Origin of the sequence: Nonlabens sp. Ci31, from assembly GCF_012974865.1 — a bacterium.
Taxonomy (GTDB): domain Bacteria; phylum Bacteroidota; class Bacteroidia; order Flavobacteriales; family Flavobacteriaceae; genus Nonlabens.
Genome location: NZ_CP043633.1, coordinates 191,926 through 216,258, shown reverse-complemented (window position 1 = coordinate 216,258; position 24,333 = coordinate 191,926). Strand labels below are relative to the sequence as shown.

The following is a 24,333-nucleotide window of genomic DNA, read 5'->3' as shown; positions in this document are numbered from 1 at the left end:
TATGCTTTTGCGAAAGCAAAACTTCAATGATAATTATAGAGATTAAAAATCACTCTTTCAGCAACTTAATGCTGGCTACTTTTCCTTCAGAGTATACCTTTAAAATATAAAATCCAGAATCAATAGCATTTAAAATAAGTTGGCTATTTGAAATGTCTCCGTGCCATACTTCTTTACCATCTAGGGCATACAATTGTGCTTTTCCAGTAGCTATATTTTCAAAGAATAAGGTGTTTCCTTTAAGTGGAATAGGATAAATAGCTCCTGTTTTAATATCATCTAAAGATGCAGGTACGTCAAAGGTAGTGAACCAAGTTTCTGTAATTACTGGAGGATTGTAATCAAAAAAGATACTAGCACTGGCAGCAATAAGGTCACCAACAGCAAATCCTGGTAAAGGTTTGATTCTATATCTTATGAACCCATTGCTGGCTTCAGGATCATTTACCTCTGGAGCAAGTTGAATATGATCAAAAAACCAATCTAGGTCATTAGCATTTTTAGTATAGGTAAAATTATGACTGGCTGTAATCATCTCAAAAGTCGCTGGATCAAGTTGTGGATCTAGTGTAGAAAGCACTCTTACAAATTGTGCGCTGGCCGTTCCAAGGTTTTGGAAACGAATGGTATATTCCAGATAGTCTGTATTTGAAAAGGTATTTATAGGAATAGTCTCCCCACGTATTTCGGTCACATCATTAGGATCATAGGAGGCCACTACATCTACATTTAAAGTGGCTGTATTATTTGATACATCGTTATCAGTGGAAGAAGGGTTAATGGAAGCTATATGAGTAAATGTGTCTCCTATTTGGACTCCATTTATAGGCGTAGACATATTAACCCTAAACCTCTGTTGTCCAAAATTGTTAATGTTATATGGTATTGTAAAACCGCCAGCTATTGTAGTTGCAGTTCCGTTAGTGAGCAAGTCTGTGCTGTTTCTATCTATAACCGAAAGAATGGTGGCTCTTGAATCATTTGTGAATTGTAGCGTTCCTGTCGCAACTCCATTTAAAGTATTATCAATAACTATACTTGCTACACTATCAAATCCAGGATTTGGAGGAGTGTTGCTTGCTAAATATACCGCAGTATCCCTGTTAGATGTCGAATTTTCTATAACCGCAAATTCTAACTCAGTTGTAACTCCATTTGTGGTCATAATATCATCAAAGCTAGATGTCGCAATGTTGTAGAAATTATTAAACCTTCCCAAAGTTGCATTTATATCATTTAGTTGGGTTCCGGGATCTATATCAGATTTTACGACAGGTAATCCAGTGCCATTATTTAAAATAATGCTGGTTGTTGGGTCATTGTTAGCTATAAACTCAAAGTTGGTATAGGGTACGTCTATTTCTGTTACGTCTCTTGAGCCATTATTATTTTCATCAAGAAAAGCAGTCGCTCTCATTAAACCAAAATTAGTATTACCGTCTGCGTAACCATGCTCATATTGAATCGATGCAGCCAAAGGAAAAGCAAGAGGGAAAGGAGATGTTCCTGCAACTAACGGATAGTTAGTCATAGCAACAGGAAAGGAGTTTTGATCAACTATTCCTATGAAATCTCCAGCAGTATTTATAAAATTTGGTGGTATGTCTGCATTCCACCATCCAGTCTCGTTAGTAGATACAGAAAAAGTATTTCCATTTTGATCTCCTATATTTATCACCGCGCCTACAATCGTATTATCAATCCCAAAATCATACCTTCCATTTAAGTCTACATCTATATAAATAACCCCGTATCGATGTGGTTCAAAGGCTTGATAAAAAGATGGGCCATCTTCAACTCTAAATCCATTAGGGCCTTGTCCGTCAGATAATTCGGTGATAGAGTTTCCATTTAAAAGACCATTAATGCTAGCTTGAGTAGAACCGAAAATAACTCCTAGTGACGCACCTTCTCCACCTATTGCAATTTTACCAGTAGCAGTAAGACTAGCTCCTGGTGTAAGAGTGGATGGAGTTGGAGTAAATGAATTTATCACCGCATCTGGATGGTCTATTACTAGATTAGATATAGGATCAGTTGAAATATTAGTAATCGTATAAGTAATGTTTATGTAGCCACCGACAGTTCCAGTAGATACATCCATATCAAAATCAAGTTCGTTTTGAGCAGTAGCAAACAATGTAAAAAGAAGAGCAATTAAAAAATTACATATTTTCATGGTGGTTATTTGCTATGAAATTAATCCATTCTAATACAACCTTGGCAATCATTCGGTTAATTTATTATTAATAATATGGCGGTGTTCTCGCTTTCGCGAAAGCGGAACTTCCATTATCTTTATAAAAATTAAAATGATCCATGTCAGATTCCATCCTCTTGCAAGTCGAAAACGGCGTTGCTACTATAACTCTAAACAGACCAAAAGTATTTAATTCGTTTAACCGTGAAATGGCTTTTGCTATGCAAGACGCGCTAGATCAATGTGCTACAGATGAGAAAGTAAGAGCAGTTTTGATTACAGGTGAAGGAAAAGCATTCTGCGCAGGACAAGACATTCAAGAAATAACCAATCCAGAGTTGCACCCAGGTTTTAAAGCCATCCTCGATGATCATTACAACCCTATAGTATTGAAGATTAGAAATCTAGAAAAACCAGTAATAGCTGCAGTTAATGGAGTAGCTGCTGGAGCAGGGGCAAACCTGGCATTGTGTTGTGATGTAGTTATCGCCACAGAAAGTGCCGCTTTTATTCAAGCTTTTTCTAAAATAGGACTGATTCCAGATAGTGCTGGGACTTTCTTTTTACCTCGATTGATAGGGTTTGGTAAAGCAAGCGCCACCATGATGCTGGCTGATAAAATCTCAGCAACAGAGGCTGACCAAATGGGAATGATCTACAAAGTCGTAAAGGATGATGAATTTCTCGCTTTCGCAAAAGCGACATCACAAAAACTAGCCGCACTACCTACAGTTGCATTAGCCAATACAAAAAAGGCCTTAAATCAATCTTTCTACAATACGGTGGAAGAACAACTAGCACTAGAATCTAAACTTCAAATTGAAAGTGCCGCCACAGAGGATTATGCCGAAGGTGTCGCTAGTTTTATGGAAAAGCGCAAGCCGGTTTTTAAAGGACGATAGGATTAACGATTGGAGATTGTTGATTAACGATTAACGATTGATTATTGTAGATTTATAAAAAATTAAAACCTTCTTATGAATCCCAATCAATTAGAAAATCGCTTAATAGATTTTGCCATTGCTGTAATTCATGCCTGTAAATTCATTGATCAAAGTTTTGCTTCAGCACATTTATCACAACAGTTAATTAGATCTACCACTGCTGTTGCTTTGAATTATGGCGAAGCTAGGTCTGCAGAGTCGAACAGAGACTTTCTTCATAAAATGAAAATAGCCTTAAAAGAGTTAAGAGAGTCTTATGTGAACCTTAAGATTCAAAAAGGGGCTCATACAATCACTAAAATCGAGTTAATCGATAAATTACTTGATGAAAACAATCAATTAATTTCCATTTTTGTAGCTAGTATTAAAACCAGCTCTTTCAAATCATAAATAACTCATTGATACAAAAATACGCAACCGTTAATCTCCAACCCTCACTATTTTATAAATGAAAAATCAAAAATCTCCAATCGTTAATCCCCAATCGTTAATCTCCAAAGTAGGAGTCATAGGAGCAGGAACCATGGGAAGTGGTATCGCTCAAGTAGCTGCAACAGCAGGTTGTCAAGTAAAACTATTTGATGTAAACAAAGAACAATTAGAAAAGGCCCAAGCAGCTCTCGAAAAAATAATGAACCGACTTATTGAGAAAGGAAGAATTGATGTTGATGAGAAAGACCGCATTCAGTCTAACATTTCCTATGTGAGTGCGATCAAGGATTTATCAGATGCTGACCTGACCATAGAAGCCATCATTGAGAATCTAGATATTAAGAAAAAGGTGTTTCAAGAATTGGAATCTCACGTTTCTGACAGCTGTATCATTGCTTCAAATACTTCTAGTTTAAGTATCGCGAGTATTGCTGGATCACTAGAAAAACCAGAACGTTGTATTGGAATTCACTTTTTTAATCCAGCACCATTGATGAAGTTGGTTGAAGTGATTCCAGCCGTTCAAACGGCTCAATATGTTACCGATACTTGTGTTGCTACCATTGAAAGTTGGAAAAAAGTAGTCGCTGTGGCAAAGGACACACCAGGCTTTATTGTGAACCGTGTGGCACGCCCTTTTTACAGTGAATCCCTGCGTGTTTATGAGGAAGGAATCGCTAGTTTTGCCACTATAGATTACGCTTTAAAGGCATTAGGTTTTAAAATGGGGCCTTTTGAGTTGATGGATTATATAGGTCATGATGTGAATTACGTGGTAACAGAAACTGTTTTTACGGCCTTCTATTTTGATCCACGTTACAAACCTGCGCTCACTCAAAAACGTTTGATGGAAGCGGGTTGGTTGGGTCGTAAATCAGGAAGAGGTTTTTATGATTATGTAAATGTAGATAGCGAGCAGGCTTTTGCGAAAGCAGAACCTGTAAAATCACCAGAATTGATAAAGGAAATCCAAGATCGTGTATTAGTAATGCTTATCAATGAAGCCGCAGACGCTTTCTTCTTAAAGATCGCAACAGCTCATGGAATAGACAGCGCCATGACCAAAGGCGTTAATTACCCAAAAGGATTACTAGATTGGGCAAACGAAAAAGGACTGGATTGGTGTGTGAATGGAATGGACGCTTTGTATGATGTATATAGAGAAGATAGGTACAGATGCTCACCAATATTGCGTAAGATGAAGGCAAGTAATTCAGTCTTTGAGGTAGAGTGAAAAATATAAATTATGTTGGAAAGCGAATATCATTTTAAGTTTGAAGATTTATTAGTTGATCAAAAAGCAATGGTTTTTAGTGAAAAGGTTAATACAATTACAGAGGACTTCCCAAAAAAAGAAATCTATCTACTATCATCACAATATGCTAGAGCCACTGACTCTATTGCTGCTAATATTTCTGAAGGTTATGGAAGTACCGACACTAATTTTAATAGGTAATTGAAAATGGTTTAGACTAGCAGTCATGAATGCATTACTTGGAATACAAAAGCCTTTTTAAGAAAATACATAGACCACAAAGAATTTGAAGAAAACAGAAAGATGTTGACAGAAATTGGAAAGATGATCTCAGCCTTGAGGCGAAGTCTCAAAAATAAATAAAACCTTAACTCACCAACTCACCAACTCACCAACTCACCAACTCCATGACTCAAAAACTAAAAGGAACTGACATCCCACATAAAATGCTCTCACTAGATCCGTACTCCACTTGGTTAGGAATCGAGATCTTATCTGTAGAAATAGGTTGTGTAAAGTTGGGAATGACTATACGACCAGAAATGCTCAACAGCATGGGAAAAGCCCATGGTGGAATTACCTATGCACTAGCAGATACCGCTTTTGGTTTTTCGTCCAATACGCATGGTAAATTTGCTGTTTCCATAGAAACGAGTATCAATCACATTGAAGCACTGGAAGAAGGCGACTACATTACCGCAGAATGCACGCTGGATAAAACCAAAACTAAAGTAGGTTTCAACATCGTTGAGGTAAAAAAAGGCGATGAACTTGTGGCGCTTTTTAAAGGTGTTGTGTACCGAACAAACAAAGACTGGACATAAGAAGGATCAGTCTTAACTTAAAATGAAAAACACATATTTGAAAGGGTTTTTATAAATTTACAACGTATAATTTAATCCAACTGTAAATTGAATTGGACGTAAGGAGAACTGATTCTGACTTATAAAGTTAGAACTACTTGTTGCAGTCGTGAAAAAACGCTCGTTGAAAATATTGTATAATTCTGCTCGTAGAATGAGCTTTTTGTGAGGCTTATAATAAAAACTGGTATTGAATAACGAATTTATATTAGTGTTGTCGCTGCTAGAAAAGGAACTGATAGCAGTTTCTGTATTAAAATTCCACCGTACTTTATCAGATAAATAAAAATCTAATCCTAGATGGTGTAGTTGAAAATTATTAGCTGCTCTTGAGCTATCTATTAGTGATAAACCAAAGTTGATCGTACCACTATAATTCAAAGCATAAGAACCACCAGTACTCCAACTCAATTCTGTACTTAACGTATGATTTATGATGGTGTTATCTTGCGATTGACCATTGAAAATTTGCTCTATTTTTGAAATGTCAAAGTTATAGCTCGTTTGAGTAGATAAATGTTTGAAAAAACGTTTAGTGAGTGTAGTTGTATTTCTTATAGTGCTGAATTGATTATCCTGTCTTATGGCATTTATTTGTATCAAACCATTATCATCCAGAGACCTATTAAAAATGAATTGAGAAGTAGAGTTGTTATAAGACGTATTATTTTTTAAGAGAATTCCAGATAAAACATCGCTATAACCAAAGAATAAGGAAGCGTTATTTGAGCGAGTTACATTTATATCCTGTGGATTAGTACTCAAATTATCAAATTGTCTCAAAATGATTCCAGGATACAATTCTTCAAAACTAGAAATAGAACTTTTTATTGAGCCGCTTACTCCTAGATCCCATTTCCTATTAAAATTGCGAGATACTTGCACATTCATATTCATAAAAAGATAATTGTCCTTTTCATTAGAATCAGTTAACTCTTTCATGCGATTTATATTAAAGTAAGAAACTTCTGGGTTGAGATTGAACCTAAATCTTCTCCAATTAAATGCTGAAGATAGTTGTGTTTGTGATTCAAAACTATCAAGACTAAAATCGGTGGCAAATGGCAATGTACTGTTATTTATATTCTGATTTTTTAGCGAACTTTCTAGTTGTTCTTTAGACCATCTCACACGTTGTTTTGCTTTCCATTCTACATCTAGAAGTTGAAACGTATAACCTGTATAAGCGCCTATATTCATTTTCTCCATTGCTACATCTTGTGTTGTGATAGTAGCATTTGCTCCAGGTATTAAATCGGTAAATACAGCAGGATTTGTTGTTAATTGCTCGTCAGTTGATCTATATTCAAATAAGATGCCGCTATCCACAATTTGGTTATTGATGCTGTTTTTGAGCTCCAGAATATTAGTAATCGCTTTTTCAGTGTTTTTAAAACCTGTTTGGATGGCATTATTATTTAAAATATTTGAAGAATTTCCATTTTGGTCTATAAACCTACCAGAAAGTTTATTGTTGATGTACAAGTCATCTCTATTTAACTCAATAGTGTTGCCTAATTGGTATCGTGTTTGCGATAATTTATTTATTGAGCTGCGATCTACTTTTAAACTATCATTTCCTGTAAAAAATACACTCTGGTTGTTTTTTTCTATTTCGCTATCTTCATAGTTATAATCAACAGAACCTTTTACGATTAACTCCTTAGGCAAAGTTGTTAAGATGTCATTTGTTGCAGATACAGAATTGTTGTCTAACCAGTATCTGTTAGAAATAGTATTGCCATTAACTTCTGGTGGTGTTATAACAGAAGTATTGTTCATTTTTAATTGATAAATATCTCGATTTCCTCTGGTTAAATTAGTACCAAAATCTTGTAATGATTTACCAAAGTTATTAGCACGCAAACTTGCTATATTTTGCAGTTTATCCCTTAGATAAATAGGAGTGACCTCACCACGAGCAGTGAGCAAAGGAGTTCCTATATCGGCTTTTGAAGAACCAAAAACGAGACTTTGATTTTTTTTAATTCTTAAATTGAGAGCTACTTCACTACTTAGAGTTTTACCTATTTCAATACGTGCGTGATTATGACGTCTTAATAATTCTATATCTTCTACCGCACCTGCAGGTATGCCACGAGTTGCAATGTTGTAACGACCTTCTAGTAAATCTACTCCATTAATGTAGAGATGACTTATGGGTCCATCGTTATAGGATATTTGTCCATTCTCAGCAATAGTAACGCCAGGAATGCGATCAATGACTTCTTCTATGGTATAATCTTTCTTTTCTTTTAGCGCATCAACGTCATAGCGCACGGTGTCGCCTTTGATGGTTATATTACGTTTAGCTTCAATGAGAACTTCCTTTAAGTCGTTGTTGGGTCTGAAAAGTACTAATCGATGTTTTTTATCAAAATCAGTAATGATGAATCGTTCTGATTTATAAGTGATGTGTCTTACTTCTAAAAATAGAGTATCTATGTTTACTGCGACTTCAATAGAAAATTTTCCAAGAACATCAGTTGTTTTAAAACCAACAATAGAAGTGTAATTTGGGTCTTTGTAAGCCGTAACAATAGAGTAAGATAGAGGCTGTTTTACAGAATTGATAACCGTTCCTTTAATTATATTTTGAGCAGTACAAAAAAATGGCACCCATAAAAAGAGCGCCACTACATAAATGGTTTTGGAAAAGTAAGAATTATTCAATATGATCTATTTCAATAAATTGATAGTCATCCATCTCATCTAAAGATTTACTTTTAAAATCTACCTCGCCGTCTTCTGAATTAAACGTTCCCTTAATTATTCCCGCTTCACCTCGACTTAAATAAGCCATGCGTTGTTCAAAGCTTAAAGCAAGATATGCTTGTTGATGTTTATTAAATTCTTTGCGCGTCGTCTTTTCCATCGCATTTTTTGTAACACTAGAAAAATGTTCTAATCGGACTTCTCGTTTTTCTTTAAATTTTATTAGAGAATACTTAAAAATATTTTCAGAATCATTTATTTCAATAATGGCACCTGGCAAATCTTTAAACTTATAAGGGCCTACATTTATCGGTATGTCTTGAGTGAACCAAGCATTCCAAATTCTTCCGGCATATGTGGTTGTGGCAAACTTACATTTGTAAGAGTTTATTTTACGTATGGAATCAGTGATATTCCATTTGAATCGTATTTGTTCTTCATATTGAAAATATTGATCTCCTACCTCAGCGGTAAATAAAATTTTATCTTCAACTGTTTCAATGTAATAAGGATATTCGTTGATTCTAAAGTCAAAACGCTCCTGACTAGACATTTTTCTAATAGAATTGATAGAATCACGTTTCATTTGATTGTAAAATGATGTGAACGTCGTATCACCTTTTTTATTTACTAAAACATAATCGGTGAGAACTAAATCTGGACGATTGGTATGGTGTTTAAAATCAAATTTATAAAGAAATGCGTGAGATTTTACCTGACTATTCTTTAAACCTATAAAGTAAATTCCTAGCAACATAAATGTTGCTAGGAATATTTTTGAAACAGTTGTCATTATATTCATTTAAAGAAATGGTGGCGCTGGTGCTATGATTTCAACTATTGGACGACTATTACAGTAATTTTGTAATCTTCTTTCGGCTTCATCTGTTTGGGCTGGATTAAGAGACTGTGGACTACCTCCTACAGTAATAGAATAACAACCTCTTGTGCAAGTTGCAATTATCTCAGTAGAATTAGCTGGACAATCCAAAACATCTTCCTCAATCGTTTTTTAAACACTACTAAAGGATAGCATTGCCATAGCAGCTAAACTTAAAAATAAAATTTTTATAAAATAAAGTTTTAGTTAATATGCCATAAAGTAAAGTAAAGTAAAGTAAATATCCAACTTATGAAGCATATTAATTTCAAGTTCTATAAAAACAACAAAACTAAAGTAGGCTTCAACATCATTGAGGTGAAGAAAGATGAAGAGCTGGTGGCGCTTTTTAAAGGTGTTGTTTATAGGATGAATAAGGATTGGGAATAATCTAGAAGATTGGTTGTTGTGATGATTAGAAGAATAGTTGTCTTATTTTCGTAAAATGAGCAGTAACTATCATTTTGCTTTTGAAAAACTGGATGTTTATACTAAGTCTATTGATTTTGGTGAACATGTTCAAGTTCAAATAAAGCAATTCCCTAAAGAAGAATTATATGCATTGTCAAGTCAATATAGACGTGCTGCTGACTCCATAGCGCTAAACATAGCAGAAGGTTATCCAGGAAGTGATGCTCAATTTATCAAGCATTTCAACATCGCAATTTATAGTGCAAATGAATGTGTAGTTTGTAGTACAAAAGCTAGACGGCGATTATACATATCTGATCAGGAAGATGAAGAAAATCGCATGTTAATAAGTGAATTAACAAAAATGTTATCTTCTTTTAGAAAGTATATAAGAAATAAAACATCTTAATCCACTAATCCACTAATCCACTAATCCACTAATCCACTAATCCACTAATCCACTAATCCACTAATAAATGAACACATATATAATTGACGGAGTAAGAACTCCCATAGGAAGCTACAAAGGAACTTTATCTACTATTCCTTTATCAATTTCAAACTTTGCCTCCCGTTTTTATCCTCAACCTCAATAAAATAAAGTCCTGTTTTAAGATTAGAAATATCAAGAGTTTTCTCAAAACTTTCCTGCTCTAAATAAATAATCTTTACTATTCTTCCTAAATGATCATAAATTTTAATCATTTCTATTTCACATAGAGATTCAAGAGTAACTTCATTGTTTGCCGGATTAGGGAATAGTGTTACAAGATTTAAGTCAGCATCATTTAAACTTGCTGTTTGAGCTACGGTAACCATATAATCATTAGTAATAATAGGAAAATTGAAGTCAAAATAAATACCTGCTTGATTTGCAATTACATCTCCTAATTGTAAGCTAGGCAATGACTTGATTTTATAAATTAAATAACCATCATTAGTCGCATCATTAAAATCTAGGTTAATGTCTTCAAATATAAATTCAATTAAGTTGCTATCAGTAATTCTAGTACGGATAGGATGACTACTCGTTAAAGGAATAAATGTGTTAATATCTAGTTTAGTTAAATCAATTTCATTTCTTACCACCACATTAATCGCGCTTGCAGTTCCAGTGTTTTCAAACCTTATCTTATAATGAAGATCTTGACCTACGTTTCCAGGATCTAGAATTTCGCCTTGTAGGCAAGTGATGTCATTAGGGTCAAAAGAATTTACCACAGTCTGTGCAAATTCAAAAGTATTATTAAGAGTATTTACGTCATTGATACCTGATGGTCCAGCGATACTACCATTGTAAACGAGTATGTCGCCACCATTAACTGCTGGTGTGTCCATAGGAGAATTCACTCTAAAATCTACCGTTATAATATACTCATCTCCTGGTTGAAGTGTGTTAAGGTTCCAGCTTAAATTCCTGTTATTATTTGATGCAAGTACATCTGATGATCCTTGAAATTGAATAAGATTGTCGTTATAATTTAAAAAGACAGTTCCATTTATGGCGGCTGTTCCTACATTAGAACAAATCAATCTATAACCTGATGTAAATCCAGGCCTGGCAGGAAGTATTTCATCCATAACAATAGCTAGATCTACTATATTTCCATTAGGTGTCAAACAAATATCTTGTATTATGTCAGGATCTCCCATTGCAAAGTTTGCCGTGTAAGAATTTAAAGGATTATATAAACTAGGAGCTACAGGTTCAGTCGTAATAGTATAATTCCCTTCTGGTACAGCAATTTCGTAATCATAGCCAGGAGATTCAAAAAAGATAGCACTAGATGTTCCATTATCTGCAGTAAATTTAAAGTCAGTAAATCTTGTGTCACTTACAGAACAACCGTTCAAGTCTGCATCTATACGCACATCACCAGTAATCTTAAATAAATCGCCACCTGGAGCAAAGGTGCAATAGGTGTTTAAATTTACGTTAGTTATTCCATTGTTGTTCGTTGCTGTAGATACAGCTAGTATTTCATCAGTATCTGCACATATGTAATTGATACTGTTAGTTCCTGAAAATGTGATGTTATCAATTACTCCATTTTTTATGAGTAATCGGTCCATAGAACAATCGGTAATATCTATTCCCCAAGGAGCTAGAGTGTTATTTGAGTTTAGCTCAATCAATTGATTTTCATTAGTAAATGACATATAACCTATTGCTTTATTATTCTCAATATTAATCTGGGTTAAAGCATTTCCATTAGTTACAATGTCATTGATATCATTATTGAATGCGGTAAGAGTGATCAGACTAGGATTATTATCTATTCTAAAATTTAAAAAAGTCGAATTAGAAATGGTAATGTCATTTAGTAATGGGTTATTTGCAATATATATATCTGGTGCACCACCTTCAACGTTGTCTATGTTCAAAGATGTGAGCTGCGTATTTTCTATAAAAATAAAATCAAAACCTATTTTGTTAGTTAGTCCTGTTAATGAGGTAAGCGGCGTATTAATTACACTCAACTGTAAAAAACCTAGTTGAGTACTTACATCTAGTTGAGTAAGTAATGTGTTTTCAACGTTAAGTTCATTAATGTTAGGGTTAAGGCTAACATCAATTGCCATAATTGGATTGTTATTTAATGTAAGAGATATTAAACTAGGGTTCTGGCTTACATCTAAACTGGAAATATTATTATCACTTAAGGATAATTGAAAAAGTAAAGGACAATTTGAAACGTCTATACTGCTTACTTGATTATTGAATAGAAATAAATTTTTAAGATTCGGTAAATTAGTTACATCTATTGAGGTAATTTGATTATCACTTAAACTTATGTTTTCTAGGGACGTTATAGTTAAAATAGGAACAAATGCAACTTGACTATTGTTAACAATTAGTTTTTCAAGGTTTGTAAAAAACTGAACACCTTCTAGTGATGTAATATTTGTATTAAACCCTAATAATAAATTAGTTACAACATCAGCTTCTGACCGTTGAATTTCGCCATCGTTATTTAAATCTATGTCAGCATTTACAGAACCATTTCCTGTTGTATCCGTAACATTGGTACTAATAAGGAGGTTTTTAAAGACAGCATCAGGAATATTAACGATTTGGGAAGTAGCGCTTAAACACAAGAATAAGGCAAGTAAGAAAAATGAATAATTGGTTTTCAAAAGCTTTGATTTAAATATGCAAAATAATTCTTTAATATGAAAAAACAAGAGGATAGGAATTGAAAAATTAGGATGTTGTATTTTTGAATTCGCTTTCGCGAAAGCGGACTAAAACAACCTCATGAAAAACACCTACATTATCGACGGAGTACGAACTCCTATAGGAAGCTACAAAGGAACCTTGTCCACGATACGACCGGATGACCTTGCTGCTCACGTTATAAAAACTCTAGTAGAAAGAAATCCCAACATCCCAAAAGATGCTTACGCAGACGTGATCATGGGTTGTGCCAACCAAGCCGGAGAAGATAACCGCAATGTCGCACGTATGGCTGGATTGTTAGCCGGCTTGCCAAGTACCGTTCCTGGAGAAACAGTGAACAGGTTATGCAGCTCTGGATTGAGTGCGATAGTTCATGCACACAGAGCCATACAAACTGGAGATGGAGAGGTCTTTATTTCTGGTGGCGTGGAGAACATGACTCGTGGACCGCTGGTTATTGCAAAAGCTAGCAGTGCTTTTGGAACCGATGCTAAGATGTACGATTCTAGTTTTGGATGGCGATTTGTCAACCATAAAATGGCCGAAATGTACGGTGTGGACGGCATGGGAAATACAGCCGAAAATCTCGTTGAGAAATTTGATATCTCTCGAGAAGATCAAGATGCATTTGCTGCATGGTCGCAACAAAAAGCTGCTGCTGCACAAAAATCTGGCAGACTTGCCAAGGAAATAGTAGCGGTAGAAATACCCCAACGTAAAAAAGACTCCATCATCTTTAAAGAGGACGAATTTATACGTGCAGGAACTACTAAAGAAATACTCTCCAAGCTGCGTCCAGCTTTTAAAAAAGAAGGTGGATCTGTAACCGCTGGGAACTCTAGTGGTTTAAATGATGGTGCTGCAGCAACCATAATCGCCAGTGAAGACGCTGTTAAGAAATACAACCTAAAACCTATCGGCAGAGTAGTAAGTAGTGCAGTAGTAGGAGTAGAACCTAGAATCATGGGAATAGGTCCCGTAGCCGCTAGTAACAAAGCACTAGAAAAAGCGGGTTTAACTATGGAAGATATGGATGTCATAGAACTCAATGAAGCCTTTGCATCACAAGCACTCGCTTGTACCAGATCTTGGGGACTTGCAGATGATGATCCACGTGTCAATCCTAATGGAGGCTCTATTGCTATAGGTCACCCACTTGGAGTTACAGGAACACGTCTTGCTTACAGCGCCGCACTACAACTACAAATAACAGGTAAAAAATACGCTTTGATTACCATGTGTGTAGGTGTAGGTCAAGGATATGCGATGGTGATTGAAAATGTGAGCTAGAATATTGTAAACATTTTTTTAAAAGCTCCTAAACTGCTTATTTTAGGGGCTTTTTTAATGTTCTAAACCGCATAAAGGTAAAAGCTTTCTTGATCATCATAAAAAAATTTGGAATAATAGTTGTTAAATTTTATCTTTAATCAACCAGATCCGTTCTATGAAGTTCAACTACATTCTTTTTGCCGCTATTTTTTATAATTCTGGTTTTAATGTCCAAAAAATAAAAAAATGGCTCCTTGTAAGTGTTTTTTTAACAGTAGGAAACTCTTTATTGTATGGACAACAAAATAGAGCACTTAGTACAATTGATTTAGAAAAAACCTATTCTGAATATACCAACTTACCTCGAGAAGTGGTGTATGTTCACCTTAATAAAGGGCTTTATATTAAAGGAGAAGCACTCGCGTTTAGCGCGTATGTTTTTGTTAAAAAAAATAAATTACCATCTGAATCTACTACCACCTTGTATTGCGAGATATTAGATAGTAATAAGAATAGGGTAGAAGTAAAGATGCTTAGAGTTCTTAATGGTCAGGTCAGTAATCAATTTGATATATCGGAAAACTACCCTTCGGGTTCCTACACATTTAGAGCTTATACCAGCTGGTTGAAAAATTTTCCAGAAGAGAACAATCATTTTGAAACTAGCTTTACCGTTGTCGATCCTGAAGAAGTGAAAAGTAATTATGAAGAAGGGACAGAATCATCTATAGATGCACAGTTCCTGCCAGAAGGCGGGCATTTAGTAGAAGGAGTTATTAATACTGTTGGTGTTGTGATCAAAGACCAAAGAGGTTTTGGTGTAAAAAATATCGAAGGAATTATACTAGAAAATAATATCAAGATTTCTGACTTTAAAACCAATCATTTAGGTTTAGGAAGGTTAAATATTCAACCTAGGTTAAACGCAACTTATAAAGCAATTGTCATTTCAGAGAATAATCCATATGAATTTTCCTTTCCGAAAGTAGAAAGCAAAGGTGTTGCTCTGTCAGTTTCCAGTATTAAAAATGATGTAATTGTTCAATTAAAAACAAACCAATTAACCTTTACGCAATTGGAAGGAAAGGAGTATAAAATCATGTTTCATAACGGTTCATCTAGCATTGTTCAACCTGTTGTTATGAAAAATATGGAATCTATTTTTAAAATAAATAGTAAAGAACTGAGTGAAGGAATACAGATTATTACAGTTTTTAATGAAGAAAATAAGCTTGTATTAGAAAGATTATTTTTTAATTATAAAAATTTTTCTAAGCTCAACTTAGAGACCGCATCAGTAAAAAAAGATCAAGATAGTTTAAAATTCATTTTGAGATTTGAACAATTTCAAAATGACTCTATTACTAATGGTAATGTAAGTGTTTCAACTCTGCCCCAAAGCACCAAATCATATACAGAGAATGAGGGTATATATGCTCAAGTTTATTTAAAGCCTTACTTAAGAGGTGTTGTGGAACAAGCACCCTACTATTTTAAAAATTTAAATAGGAAGAAAAAATCTGAATTAGATGATTTATTGTTAACTCAGGGCTGGAGCTCTTATAACTGGGATGCTATATTTGAAGGTCCTCCTATAATCGATTATCCTTTTGAAACTGGAATGAGTGCTCAGGTAACTATTCAAAAAAAGAGGCAAAGAAAATTTATGATCCATTTGATGCGATATAGTAAAATGGGTTTTATAGAAATAGAAAAGGATAAGGAAACATTTGATGTAAACGGTTTATTCCCAGTGGAGGATGAAAAATTTACGATTAGTTACATGCCAAAATCGGGGAAACTGAAAAGCACAAGTGTTATTCCTAATTTTTCACCTCAAGAAATACCAGTGTTTCATAAGCAAATGAAAACATTAAATTCCATATCTCCTGTTCAAAAAATGACTTTTGAACCTTTTTATTTTGATTCAGAAGTTTTAGACACTATAGTGATAGATGTAGATGCGATACGCAAGAAAAACATTAAAGATAAAAGTCGTGGGAGGGTAGATTATTTTGATAACTTTAAAAGATCCAGTATATTATTAGTTCCCTATTTAAATTCTTATGGGTACACAACTAGTTATTATAATGGTGAGTTTAAACTAACGGACACAAGAAGGAGTTCTAACGGCCCACCTGTTATTGTTATAGATGGCGCTATATATCGAGATATATCAATTTTACAAAACTTTACTTTTGGTAAAGTGGATTATGTTGAGGTGTTTAGAAATGGGATAGGAGCTCCTGGTTTTAGTCGTCCAGGTGATGGCGATATTATTAAAATATTCACTGATCCTAAATTTGGAAGAGGTACAATGGCCGATCAAGAATCAGCTTATGATTTCCCTATTCATTTTAGTAAACCCAAAGAGTTTTACACACCTAAGTATAGTATTATAAACTCAGACTTTTATAACGACTATGGAGTTTTGGATTGGAAGGGGAATCTGTCTCTAGATAAAACAGGAACAGTTCGTTTTACAACCACCTACAACGGTTCGACAAATTTTAAATTGATTGTTGAAGGAACTACAAAGTCGGGACGTCTAATTCATGAGGTGATTGATATAAATTTAGAATAATTAGTACATCTATAAAGATCCTTTACAAGCGCTGCTCCTATGAAAAAAATACTTTTAGCATTAATTCTTGTTATAATTAGTTGTAGTTCATTGTTAGCACAAAACCTAGCGCTTACTTCAAATGACTGGATTCTACAGGATTTATTTATAAACGGCAGTTCTAATCTGCCATCTAGCATAACATATCTTACGTATGATGTAGAACTCAGGTTTTTAGATTCTGGCACAGATTATTCATTTGAAACGTCCGTATGTCCTGGTTCAGAGGAAATTTTTCATATCCAAATGCAATATTTGGTTCTATGACGTTACCCTTTGCAACGCAGACATTAGCCTTTTGCTGTGATCCTAATCCTGCTGGTCCTAAGGTAACTGATCAGGATTGCTTAGATTCAATAGGCTACAGCGGCATGTATTCTCAATTTTTCCTGTCAGATAATCCACCTGTAGATTTTGATTATAAGATCGTCACCATTGCAAATAGCACTTCTTTAAGAATTACTAAAGGGAATGGTGATTATGCGATATATAACAATGCTCCATTATCAACTCCAGATTTTTATGCAGCATTAGATAGTTCATTAGCAGCAAATCGAATAGGAGAAAAATTGCTTTTAAATAGCAGGGACTTGACTGATATCCATCAAATTTTTCTATACAATCTTGAGGGAAAAATGATAATGAGCACTGTACCTGATAAAGATTTTATAGATATTTCTTCTCTTAGTAAAGGCTTATATTTTCTAATCCTCCACGATTCTAGCTCTTCTAAGACTTTAAAATTTATTAAAAAGTAAAATAGTACATCGTCCAACAGTTCAACTGCCTCAAGTAATCGTTAAACTTAATCCAGTCGTTCTATAAAAATGGAAGAGGTGTTGGCACTTCTTAGGTAGACGTTTCCTGCATCTTGAGTTCTACTTACAAATACAGTTAGTTGGTCATTGACAGCTAAATTTACAATTTCCGTAAAGCTGATACTGCCGTAGTCAGGAGTCGTAGAATTAGGAGAAATCATCTCACTACTTCTATAAATTCCACCGGTGATGATACCATTAATCCTTAACCTGCCTTCTACTGCCAAAAGACGCTGCGTCGCGTTAGGTGAAGTCGCTACTAAGGAAAGGTTTACAATGACTTTATACCTTCCTGCTTCTCCTATTGTTACCGTATTTGGTGTGGCCGCAGGCGTTTGGTAAATCACTGCATTATCATTGAAAACTGTATTCCTAGAAATCTGAGCATTTGCTCCGCCCCCATTTAAATTAGTAGAGCCAGTGGAAGAGAGGGCATTGGTAAACTTTGCCATACCGCCTTTAGTTCCAAAAATAGGTTCCCAATTAGGAGCTAAAAAGTAATAATACCCTTCTCCAGTAGTGGTATTGGTATTGTATACTATGGTTCCATTTTCAGTACCTGCAGGTAATGGAGCGACTGTTGTAAGGTCTACAATATTGACCTTGGGAAATAAAACGCCAGAAGTTCCTGTAATATCTTTGATATGTAAAGCGGTTCCAGGTGCGGGTGTATCGGTGCCTATACCCACTTGAGCAAAAGTAGTATAGGGTAAAAAGAGTAAAAAAAATACAAGGTATGGTAATTTCATATATGTCATCTCAATTTTTCAATAATGATTGCAGACTGGTTGGTGTCACGTTGGTATACAGGTGCAGTGCCTTGTAAACCAGTACAATTTATAGCAATGACATCAGAATTGTTTAATTCGATCACCTCGGTAAAATATAAAGTACCGTCATCATCTCCAGTTCCGTTTTGATCCATTTCAGTGCTTCTGTGGTAGCTGCCTTCATAACGAACTGTTCCGATAGAATTAGTCACCTTAATCCTCGCTTGAATTCCAGTACTGCCAGTAAAATTAGAATCTTGTTCAAGTCCTAAGTAGGTCGTTATCCTATAGCGACCATCATTTGCTATTCGTACGCTATTGACTCTTCCGTTAGGATCTGTGACAGGTACAAATAGTGTTGCATTATTTGTAAAAACAATACGGTCCATAATTTCAACATTTACTCCACCTGTTGCAGCAGCTTGGTTTAAATTCACTGCTGGATCTATTTCTATTACTTTTGCGTGCTCAAATTTTGTAGATCTGTTGGTAAACAACTGGACCGCCGCCCACAAAATACCATTCCAGTAAAAGAATCCTTTACCTGTAAAAGCATTGGAGTTAAATACCATGGTTCCTATTTTTGTTCCAGTAGGCAATGGGTCTACAGTATTTAAATCAATTAGTTCAGCATTCGGTAGTTGAACACCTTTGGCACCACTTCCATCGTCTATGTGGAGCAGGGTTCCTATCGCAGGATTTAGTGTGCCTATTCCTACTTGGGTGTAACCCAAAAAAGCATTTGCAAAAACTAAAAAACAAACTATTTTGAAAAGGTACATGTGATATTACTAATGACGAGCAAATATATTATCGTAGCAGTTTTAGTTAACTATTGTTTATTATATTTTAACGTGTATTTTCTATTAAAGGAATAGATATTCGTTAAAAAGCGAAAGCAGTGTGTTGCCATTCTATTTTAAATTCAAAACTAACAATTGTTAGTAGTTCAAGTCACTTTTTGTATTTTCGTATTTGTTTACTGTATACGCTTTCGCGAAAGCGAGATTACAACCATTTACAAATAAACTATGATCTTAGAAAGTTACATCAATGGCCAGTGGCAAGCTGGAGAAGAGAAGTCAGCAAGCAACATGTACGACGCTATTACTGGTGAAGTAATAGGTCTTACCAGCACCGAAGGACTGGATATAAAGTCTGCCTTGCAATACGGTCGTGATCACGGAAAAGTTTTGCGAGACATGACCTTCCAGCAACGTGGGAACATGATCAAAAAGTTAGCGCTTTATTTAAATAAGAGAAAAGCCGCTTTTTATGAAATAAGTTACAGAACAGGAGCCACTCGAGCAGATAGCTGGGTAGATATAGAAGGCGGCTTTGGTAACCTGTTTGCAAATGCGAGCTTGAGAAAGTTGTTTCCAGATCAGTCTTATGCGGTAGAAGGCGACCCTATAGACTTATCTAAGGGAGGTCGTTTTATGGCGCATCATATTTTAGTGCCTCGCAAAGGAGTTGCTATACATATCAATGCATTCAACTTCCCAGTTTGGGGAATGTTAGAAAAATGCGCGGTCAACTGGATGGCAGGAATGCCAGCGGTGGTTTTGCCAGCACCACAAACCGCTTTTTTAACAGAGGCTGTTGTACGCGAAATCATCAATTCTGGAATATTACCAGAAGGATCTTTACAGTTATTAAGTGGATTGACAACAAACATCTTGGATACCGTAAACTCTCAAGATGTAGTCACATTTACCGGTAGCGCACAAACAGGAAGAAAATTAAAGGCACACCCTCGTTTGCTGGAAGAGTCTGTTCCATTTACTATGGAAGCAGATTCATTGAATTCTTCAGTTCTAGGGCTTGATGCGGTTCCTGGGACTCCAGAGTTTGACATATTTGTAAAGGAAGTCCGCAAAGAAATGACTTCTAAAGCCGGTCAGAAATGTACAGCAATACGAAGAATAGTGGTTCCAGAAAACCTGATGGAAGACGTGCAAATCGCTCTTGGAAAACAACTCTCTAAAACGGTAATAGGAGATCCATTATTAAGAGAAACTCGTATGGGTGCCCTGATCAATGAGAATCAAAAAACTGCGGTAAAGGATCAAATCAGTAAAATAGCAAATACGGCAAGCATGGTCTATGGAAGCTTGGATGAGGTAGAGGTTTTAGGAGATCGCGCTCAAAAAGGGGCGTTTATGTCGCCTATTTTAATGCGAGAAGATCAGCCTTTTAAAAACACGTCGGTTCACGAGATTGAATGCTTCGGTCCTGTGAGTACGTTGATGCCTTATAAAAATATAGAGGAAGCTATAGAACTGGCTCATATGGGTAAAGGTTCTTTAGTGAGCAGTGTCGTTACTAGTGATGACGCTTTCGCAAAAGCGTACACCATAAACGCCGCATCATCTCATGGAAGAATATTAACTTTAAACAGAGATAGTGCGCCACAATCCACAGGTCACGGATCGCCATTACCATTACTAGTACACGGAGGTCCAGGAAGAGCTGGTGGCGGTGAAGAAATGGGCGGACTGCGCGGTATCAAACACTATATGCAACGCTGTGCTGTTCAAGGAAGTCCCACTTCCTTAACTGAAATCACTGGGATTTATCAACCTAATGGAGCTTACAAAAAAACGGAGAACCATCCGTTTTCTTACCATTATGAAGATATCAAACCAGGGATGAGTCTGGAGACTCATAAAAGAACACTCACAGATAACGATATTCAGAATTTTGCAAATCTTACTTGGGATCATTTTTATGCCCATACAGATATTACTAGTTTAGAAGGAAGTATTTTTAAAAAGCGTACTGCTCACGGTTACTTTATTATCAGTGCAGCCGCAGGACTTTTTGTGTATCCGAATAAAGGCCCCGTAAGTGCCAATTATGGTCTAGAAGACATTCGGTTTTTAAGACCTTTGTATCATAATGATACGATTTATGTACGACTCACTTGTAAAGAGAAAAGAGAACGTGATGTAGCGGGTCGAGAGCATCCATCTGGGATCGTAAAATGGTATGTAGAAGTTTTTGACGCAGAGCCAGTAGATTATGAAAACGGAAAGACAGATGAGGAAGCTACGGCACTTGTCGCTGTTGCCACTATCTTAACTATGGTGGAGAAAAAGCAAACTGTTTTTCCAGAAATTACGGAGAGCTATATCAAATCTTCCTTATCAAAATTGAAAGCAGATTCAAAACCTCATTGGGGAACGATGACTTCACAGCACATGGTAGAACATCTTGAAATGAGTTACCGTATCGCCAGTGGAGAAATCCAAGACTTTGAAGTAGTTACTCCTGAAGAATACTTAGAAAAAGTAGCGGCAACCTTGTGGAATTATGATAAAATGCCTCCAAATCATAAAATGCCATTAATGAAAGATGGTGCACTGGAAGATTTAAAGCACGCCGACTTAGAAACTGCCAAAGCAACAATGCTTGAGGCTAGAACGGAATATCTAGAGTACTTTAAAAAGAATCCCAAAGCGACTCATAAAAATGCGGTCTTTGGTGACTTGAGTAAGTATGAATGGAGTCTCTTAGAGCGTAAACATGTATTTCATCACTTAACTCAATTCGCGTTAATTGACTAGCAAGCCGCTCTGTAGCGGCTTGACACATTACCATTGGTATGTCAAGCCGTCGCAGGACGGCGCCGCTCCATTACTAAAGAAATGCCAATTAAGAACTATTATCCACAATGAAAATAATGTATACCTATATCATGGCTCATATTGAAAACAAGCTATTTTACTTAGGTGTCACAAACGATATAAAGCAGCGTACTTTTGACCATAAAAACACGACTTTTGAAACTCATGTTGGAAAGTTTAACATCAAACAATTCTTTTGGTTTGAAAAACAGGAGAATCCAGCAGAAGCAATCAATAGAGAAAAGCTGATTAAAAAATGGAAAAGAGAATATAAATTAAATCTGATTGAAAGTAGGAATCCAGATCGGATTGACCTTGCAGCAGACTGGTATTATGAAGATTACGTTACGAGTAAAGAGAGATTTTAATAAACATTGAGATAAATAATAAGCGAAGCCGTCCTGCGACGGCTTGACAATAAAAAGGAGCATTCTTTTTAACAGCTTGACTTTGATTTGGTCAAGCTGCTGTAGAGCGGCTTCGCTAAACACGAACACAGAACCACATTAATATGAGCGATCCCTACGTAAAATCAAATATAGAAAACGCAATAACAACCATAGAATTCTTCCATCCAGCGCACAACTCGTTGCCTGGAAATATTCTGGCACAACTTGCACAAGCCATAACTGATGCAGGTACTGATGATGCTACAAAAGTGATCATATTAAAATCTGGTGGATCACGTACTTTTTGTGCAGGAGCAAGTTTTAAAGAATTGATAGCTATTGATGATGAAAAAACTGGCGAGGTATTCTTTTCAGGTTTTGCCAACGTGATCAATGCGATGCGCAAGTGCCCTAAATTCATTCTAGGTCGTGTCCAAGGAAAAACCGTTGGAGGAGGAGTAGGAGTTGCCAGTGCGACAGATTATTGTTTTGCCACTCAATTTGCCAGTATCAAACTCAGCGAGCTCAACATAGGAATAGGTCCATTTGTAGTCGGTCCAGCGGTAGAACGCAAACTAGGATTGACGGGAATGAGCCAGATTGCTATCAATGCAAACGAGTTTTACTCCCCAGAATGGGCTAAGAACAACGGTCTTTATGCAGAGGTTTATGATTCTACAGAAGAAATGGATGTAGGAATTCAAGCCTTTGCTGAAAATTTATGTACCTATAATCCAGATGCTATGGCAGAGATGAAAAAGATGTTTTGGACCGGTTGTGAAAACTGGGATCAATTACTTTTTGAAAGAGCTAAGATCTCAGGGAGATTAGTGTTGAGTGAATTTACTAAAGAGACGTTAAAGCGCTTCGCTTAGGGATGAGGTAATAAAGATGTTGTGTTTTATTAGCTAAACGAACAAAAATAAATTATAAATTGAATACTATACGAAATATCTTAACTTTGTTTAAATGGCAGCAGCAGAACAAATAAAAAGTTTAATCAAATCTTTTGGGGATGGAGATGAGTCTCGATTCTTCGCTACTGCTATGCAAATTGCAGCTTCTGAAGCAAGAAAGGGACATACTACTTTTGCTCAAGAGCTTAAAAATTTAATTGAACGAGCGAAAAAGGGTCGTTCAAATTCATTTTTAGATGGTGCTAAAACCATTTCAATATCTAAACCAAAAAGAGAATTAAATGAACTTATTGAGGTATTTCAACCTAAGATCAAGCTCAATGATATGGTTTTAGATAAACAGGTTAGAGAATCTTTAGATCGTGTTGTTGAAGAACAAAGAAAAATAGAGCTTTTACGACAACATAATCTGACTCCAAAAAGGAAACTATTGTTGACAGGAATACCTGGTTGTGGAAAGACAATGACAGCTCAAGCTTTAGCGGGAGAATTAGGTCTTACTGTTTTTATAATTCGACTGGACGGTCTTATGTCTAAGTTTATGGGAGAATCCATTGCAAAATTGAGAATGATATTTGATGCAATGGAAGATCATAGAGGAGTTTATTTGTTTGACGAATTCGACTCCATTGGTGCACAACGAGATCAAGGCCAAGATGTAGGAGAAATAAAGAGAGTTCTAAATAGCTTTCTAATCAATATTGAAAAAGATCAATCTAATAGCATTGTAATTGCTGCAACTAATTTACCTGAATCACTAGACAAAGCACTATTCAGGAGGTTTGATGATATTATCCGTTATCCATTACCAGAAATGGGAGAGATTAAAAAAGTTCTAAAAAAGAATCTATCTGGATTCTCATTATCAACACGAACATCCCTAGATAAAATTGCAAAAGAAGCCATTGGGCTAAGTTACTCAGATATTGTTAGAGCTTGTGAAGATGCTATAAAGGAGATGATAATTATGGGTGGAAGTAAAGTTCCCGTATCATCCCTTCTCACTTCGCTCGAAAAGCGAAAACAATAATTTT

The 24,333-nt window shown here is 35.7% G+C and carries 18 protein-coding genes and 2 pseudogenes; 14 read left to right on the top strand and 6 right to left on the bottom strand.

What is annotated here, in order from left to right; translation table 11 throughout:
* Positions 1-49 precede the first annotated feature (49 nt).
* Positions 50-2,179: a T9SS type A sorting domain-containing protein gene (locus F0365_RS01010; protein WP_169931943.1), complete on the bottom strand. Its 2,130-nt coding sequence runs from the start codon at positions 2,177-2,179 to the stop codon at positions 50-52.
* 140 nt (positions 2,180-2,319) lie between these two features.
* Here F0365_RS01010 and F0365_RS01005 point away from each other — a divergent pair, with 140 nt between their 5' ends.
* The 5 genes and pseudogenes from F0365_RS01005 to F0365_RS00985 all read left to right on the top strand — a co-directional run bounded on the left by F0365_RS01005 (position 2,320) and on the right by F0365_RS00985 (position 5,655).
* Entirely contained in the window at positions 2,320-3,102 is a 783-nt protein-coding gene (locus F0365_RS01005) for an enoyl-CoA hydratase-related protein (protein WP_169931942.1), read from the top strand.
* Between the two features lie 75 nt (positions 3,103-3,177).
* Positions 3,178-3,534 (top strand): four helix bundle protein, encoded by a 357-nt coding sequence (locus F0365_RS01000; protein ID WP_169931941.1) that lies wholly within the window; start codon positions 3,178-3,180, stop codon positions 3,532-3,534.
* A gap of 58 nt (positions 3,535-3,592) precedes the next feature.
* Complete coding sequence (locus F0365_RS00995) at positions 3,593-4,810, top strand: 3-hydroxyacyl-CoA dehydrogenase NAD-binding domain-containing protein (protein WP_169931940.1); 1,218 nt, start codon at positions 3,593-3,595, stop codon at positions 4,808-4,810.
* Positions 4,811-4,822: 12 nt separating this feature from the next.
* A pseudogene (locus F0365_RS00990) lies at positions 4,823-5,194 on the top strand (four helix bundle protein).
* Positions 5,195-5,238: 44 nt separating this feature from the next.
* Positions 5,239-5,655 (top strand): PaaI family thioesterase, encoded by a 417-nt coding sequence (locus F0365_RS00985; protein WP_169931939.1) that lies wholly within the window; start codon positions 5,239-5,241, stop codon positions 5,653-5,655.
* A gap of 57 nt (positions 5,656-5,712) precedes the next feature.
* Here the strand turns inward: F0365_RS00985 and F0365_RS00980 are convergent, their stop codons facing one another.
* Together F0365_RS00980 and F0365_RS00975 are read right to left on the bottom strand one after the other, a co-directional pair.
* A complete protein-coding gene (locus tag F0365_RS00980; RefSeq protein WP_169931938.1) occupies positions 5,713-8,367 on the bottom strand; it encodes a Plug domain-containing protein in 2,655 nt (884 codons plus the stop codon).
* Positions 8,360-9,202 (bottom strand): GLPGLI family protein, encoded by an 843-nt coding sequence (locus F0365_RS00975; protein ID WP_169931937.1) that lies wholly within the window; start codon positions 9,200-9,202, stop codon positions 8,360-8,362. The genes F0365_RS00980 and F0365_RS00975 overlap by 8 nt, the downstream gene beginning before the upstream one ends.
* A 375-nt stretch (positions 9,203-9,577) precedes the next feature.
* On the opposite strand from F0365_RS00975, the pseudogene F0365_RS00970 reads away from it, so the two are divergent.
* Together F0365_RS00970 and F0365_RS00965 are read left to right on the top strand one after the other, a co-directional pair.
* Positions 9,578-9,679, top strand: a pseudogene (locus F0365_RS00970) (thioesterase); the annotation flags it as partial.
* Between the two features lie 55 nt (positions 9,680-9,734).
* On the top strand, positions 9,735-10,109 hold the full coding sequence (locus F0365_RS00965; protein ID WP_169931936.1) for a four helix bundle protein: 375 nt from the start codon (positions 9,735-9,737) through the stop codon (positions 10,107-10,109).
* 131 nt (positions 10,110-10,240) lie between these two features.
* Here the strand turns inward: F0365_RS00965 and F0365_RS00960 are convergent, their stop codons facing one another.
* A complete protein-coding gene (locus tag F0365_RS00960) occupies positions 10,241-12,838 on the bottom strand; it encodes a T9SS type A sorting domain-containing protein (RefSeq protein WP_169931935.1) in 2,598 nt (865 codons plus the stop codon).
* Positions 12,839-12,959: 121 nt separating this feature from the next.
* Here F0365_RS00960 and F0365_RS00955 point away from each other — a divergent pair, with 121 nt between their 5' ends.
* From F0365_RS00955 to F0365_RS00945, 3 genes are all read left to right on the top strand, one after another.
* Positions 12,960-14,171 carry an acetyl-CoA C-acyltransferase gene (locus tag F0365_RS00955; protein ID WP_169931934.1) on the top strand — a complete coding sequence of 404 codons (1,212 nt, stop codon included), beginning with the start codon at positions 12,960-12,962 and terminating at the stop codon, positions 14,169-14,171.
* 157 nt (positions 14,172-14,328) lie between these two features.
* Positions 14,329-16,737 carry a hypothetical protein gene (locus F0365_RS00950; RefSeq protein WP_169931933.1) on the top strand — a complete coding sequence of 803 codons (2,409 nt, stop codon included), beginning with the start codon at positions 14,329-14,331 and terminating at the stop codon, positions 16,735-16,737.
* Positions 16,738-16,988: 251 nt separating this feature from the next.
* Positions 16,989-17,534 (top strand): T9SS type A sorting domain-containing protein, encoded by a 546-nt coding sequence (locus F0365_RS00945; protein WP_169931932.1) that lies wholly within the window; start codon positions 16,989-16,991, stop codon positions 17,532-17,534.
* A 47-nt stretch (positions 17,535-17,581) separates the two neighbouring features.
* On the opposite strand, the gene F0365_RS00940 is transcribed toward F0365_RS00945, so the two are convergent.
* Complete coding sequence (locus tag F0365_RS00940) at positions 17,582-18,343, bottom strand: hypothetical protein (RefSeq protein ID WP_169931931.1); 762 nt, start codon at positions 18,341-18,343, stop codon at positions 17,582-17,584.
* 5 nt (positions 18,344-18,348) lie between these two features.
* The gene (locus tag F0365_RS00935) at positions 18,349-19,146 is read right to left on the bottom strand and encodes a hypothetical protein (protein ID WP_169931930.1); all 798 of its coding nucleotides are present in this window, start codon (positions 19,144-19,146) and stop codon (positions 18,349-18,351) included.
* A 249-nt stretch (positions 19,147-19,395) separates the two neighbouring features.
* Between F0365_RS00935 and paaZ the strand changes: the two genes are divergently transcribed.
* The 4 genes from paaZ (at position 19,396) to F0365_RS00915 (ending at position 24,329) form a co-directional block, all read left to right on the top strand.
* Entirely contained in the window at positions 19,396-21,933 is a 2,538-nt protein-coding gene (gene paaZ / locus F0365_RS00930; RefSeq protein WP_169931929.1) for a phenylacetic acid degradation bifunctional protein PaaZ, read from the top strand.
* Positions 21,934-22,040: 107 nt separating this feature from the next.
* Positions 22,041-22,361, top strand: coding sequence for a GIY-YIG nuclease family protein (locus F0365_RS00925; protein WP_169931928.1), 321 nt, complete (start codon positions 22,041-22,043; stop codon positions 22,359-22,361).
* Between the two features lie 143 nt (positions 22,362-22,504).
* Entirely contained in the window at positions 22,505-23,257 is a 753-nt protein-coding gene (locus tag F0365_RS00920) for an enoyl-CoA hydratase/isomerase family protein (RefSeq protein WP_169931927.1), read from the top strand.
* 94 nt (positions 23,258-23,351) lie between these two features.
* Positions 23,352-24,329, top strand: a complete 978-nt coding sequence (locus F0365_RS00915; RefSeq protein ID WP_169931926.1) for an AAA family ATPase — start codon at positions 23,352-23,354, stop codon at positions 24,327-24,329.
* Positions 24,330-24,333: the final 4 nt, after the last annotated feature.

Coding starts and splice junctions, on each gene's coding strand:
- F0365_RS01010 (WP_169931943.1), bottom strand. CDS start 2,179: ATGAAAATATGTAATTTTTTAATTGCTCTTCTTTTTACATTGTTTGCT.
- F0365_RS01005 (WP_169931942.1), top strand. CDS start 2,320: ATGTCAGATTCCATCCTCTTGCAAGTCGAAAACGGCGTTGCTACTATA.
- F0365_RS01000 (WP_169931941.1), top strand. CDS start 3,178: ATGAATCCCAATCAATTAGAAAATCGCTTAATAGATTTTGCCATTGCT.
- F0365_RS00995 (WP_169931940.1), top strand. CDS start 3,593: ATGAAAAATCAAAAATCTCCAATCGTTAATCCCCAATCGTTAATCTCC.
- F0365_RS00985 (WP_169931939.1), top strand. CDS start 5,239: ATGACTCAAAAACTAAAAGGAACTGACATCCCACATAAAATGCTCTCA.
- F0365_RS00975 (WP_169931937.1), bottom strand. CDS start 9,202: ATGACAACTGTTTCAAAAATATTCCTAGCAACATTTATGTTGCTAGGA.
- F0365_RS00965 (WP_169931936.1), top strand. CDS start 9,735: ATGAGCAGTAACTATCATTTTGCTTTTGAAAAACTGGATGTTTATACT.
- F0365_RS00955 (WP_169931934.1), top strand. CDS start 12,960: ATGAAAAACACCTACATTATCGACGGAGTACGAACTCCTATAGGAAGC.
- F0365_RS00950 (WP_169931933.1), top strand. CDS start 14,329: ATGAAGTTCAACTACATTCTTTTTGCCGCTATTTTTTATAATTCTGGT.
- F0365_RS00945 (WP_169931932.1), top strand. CDS start 16,989: ATGTCCTGGTTCAGAGGAAATTTTTCATATCCAAATGCAATATTTGGT.
- F0365_RS00940 (WP_169931931.1), bottom strand. CDS start 18,343: ATGAAATTACCATACCTTGTATTTTTTTTACTCTTTTTACCCTATACT.
- F0365_RS00935 (WP_169931930.1), bottom strand. CDS start 19,146: ATGTACCTTTTCAAAATAGTTTGTTTTTTAGTTTTTGCAAATGCTTTT.
- paaZ (WP_169931929.1), top strand. CDS start 19,396: ATGATCTTAGAAAGTTACATCAATGGCCAGTGGCAAGCTGGAGAAGAG.
- F0365_RS00925 (WP_169931928.1), top strand. CDS start 22,041: ATGAAAATAATGTATACCTATATCATGGCTCATATTGAAAACAAGCTA.
- F0365_RS00920 (WP_169931927.1), top strand. CDS start 22,505: ATGAGCGATCCCTACGTAAAATCAAATATAGAAAACGCAATAACAACC.
- F0365_RS00915 (WP_169931926.1), top strand. CDS start 23,352: ATGGCAGCAGCAGAACAAATAAAAAGTTTAATCAAATCTTTTGGGGAT.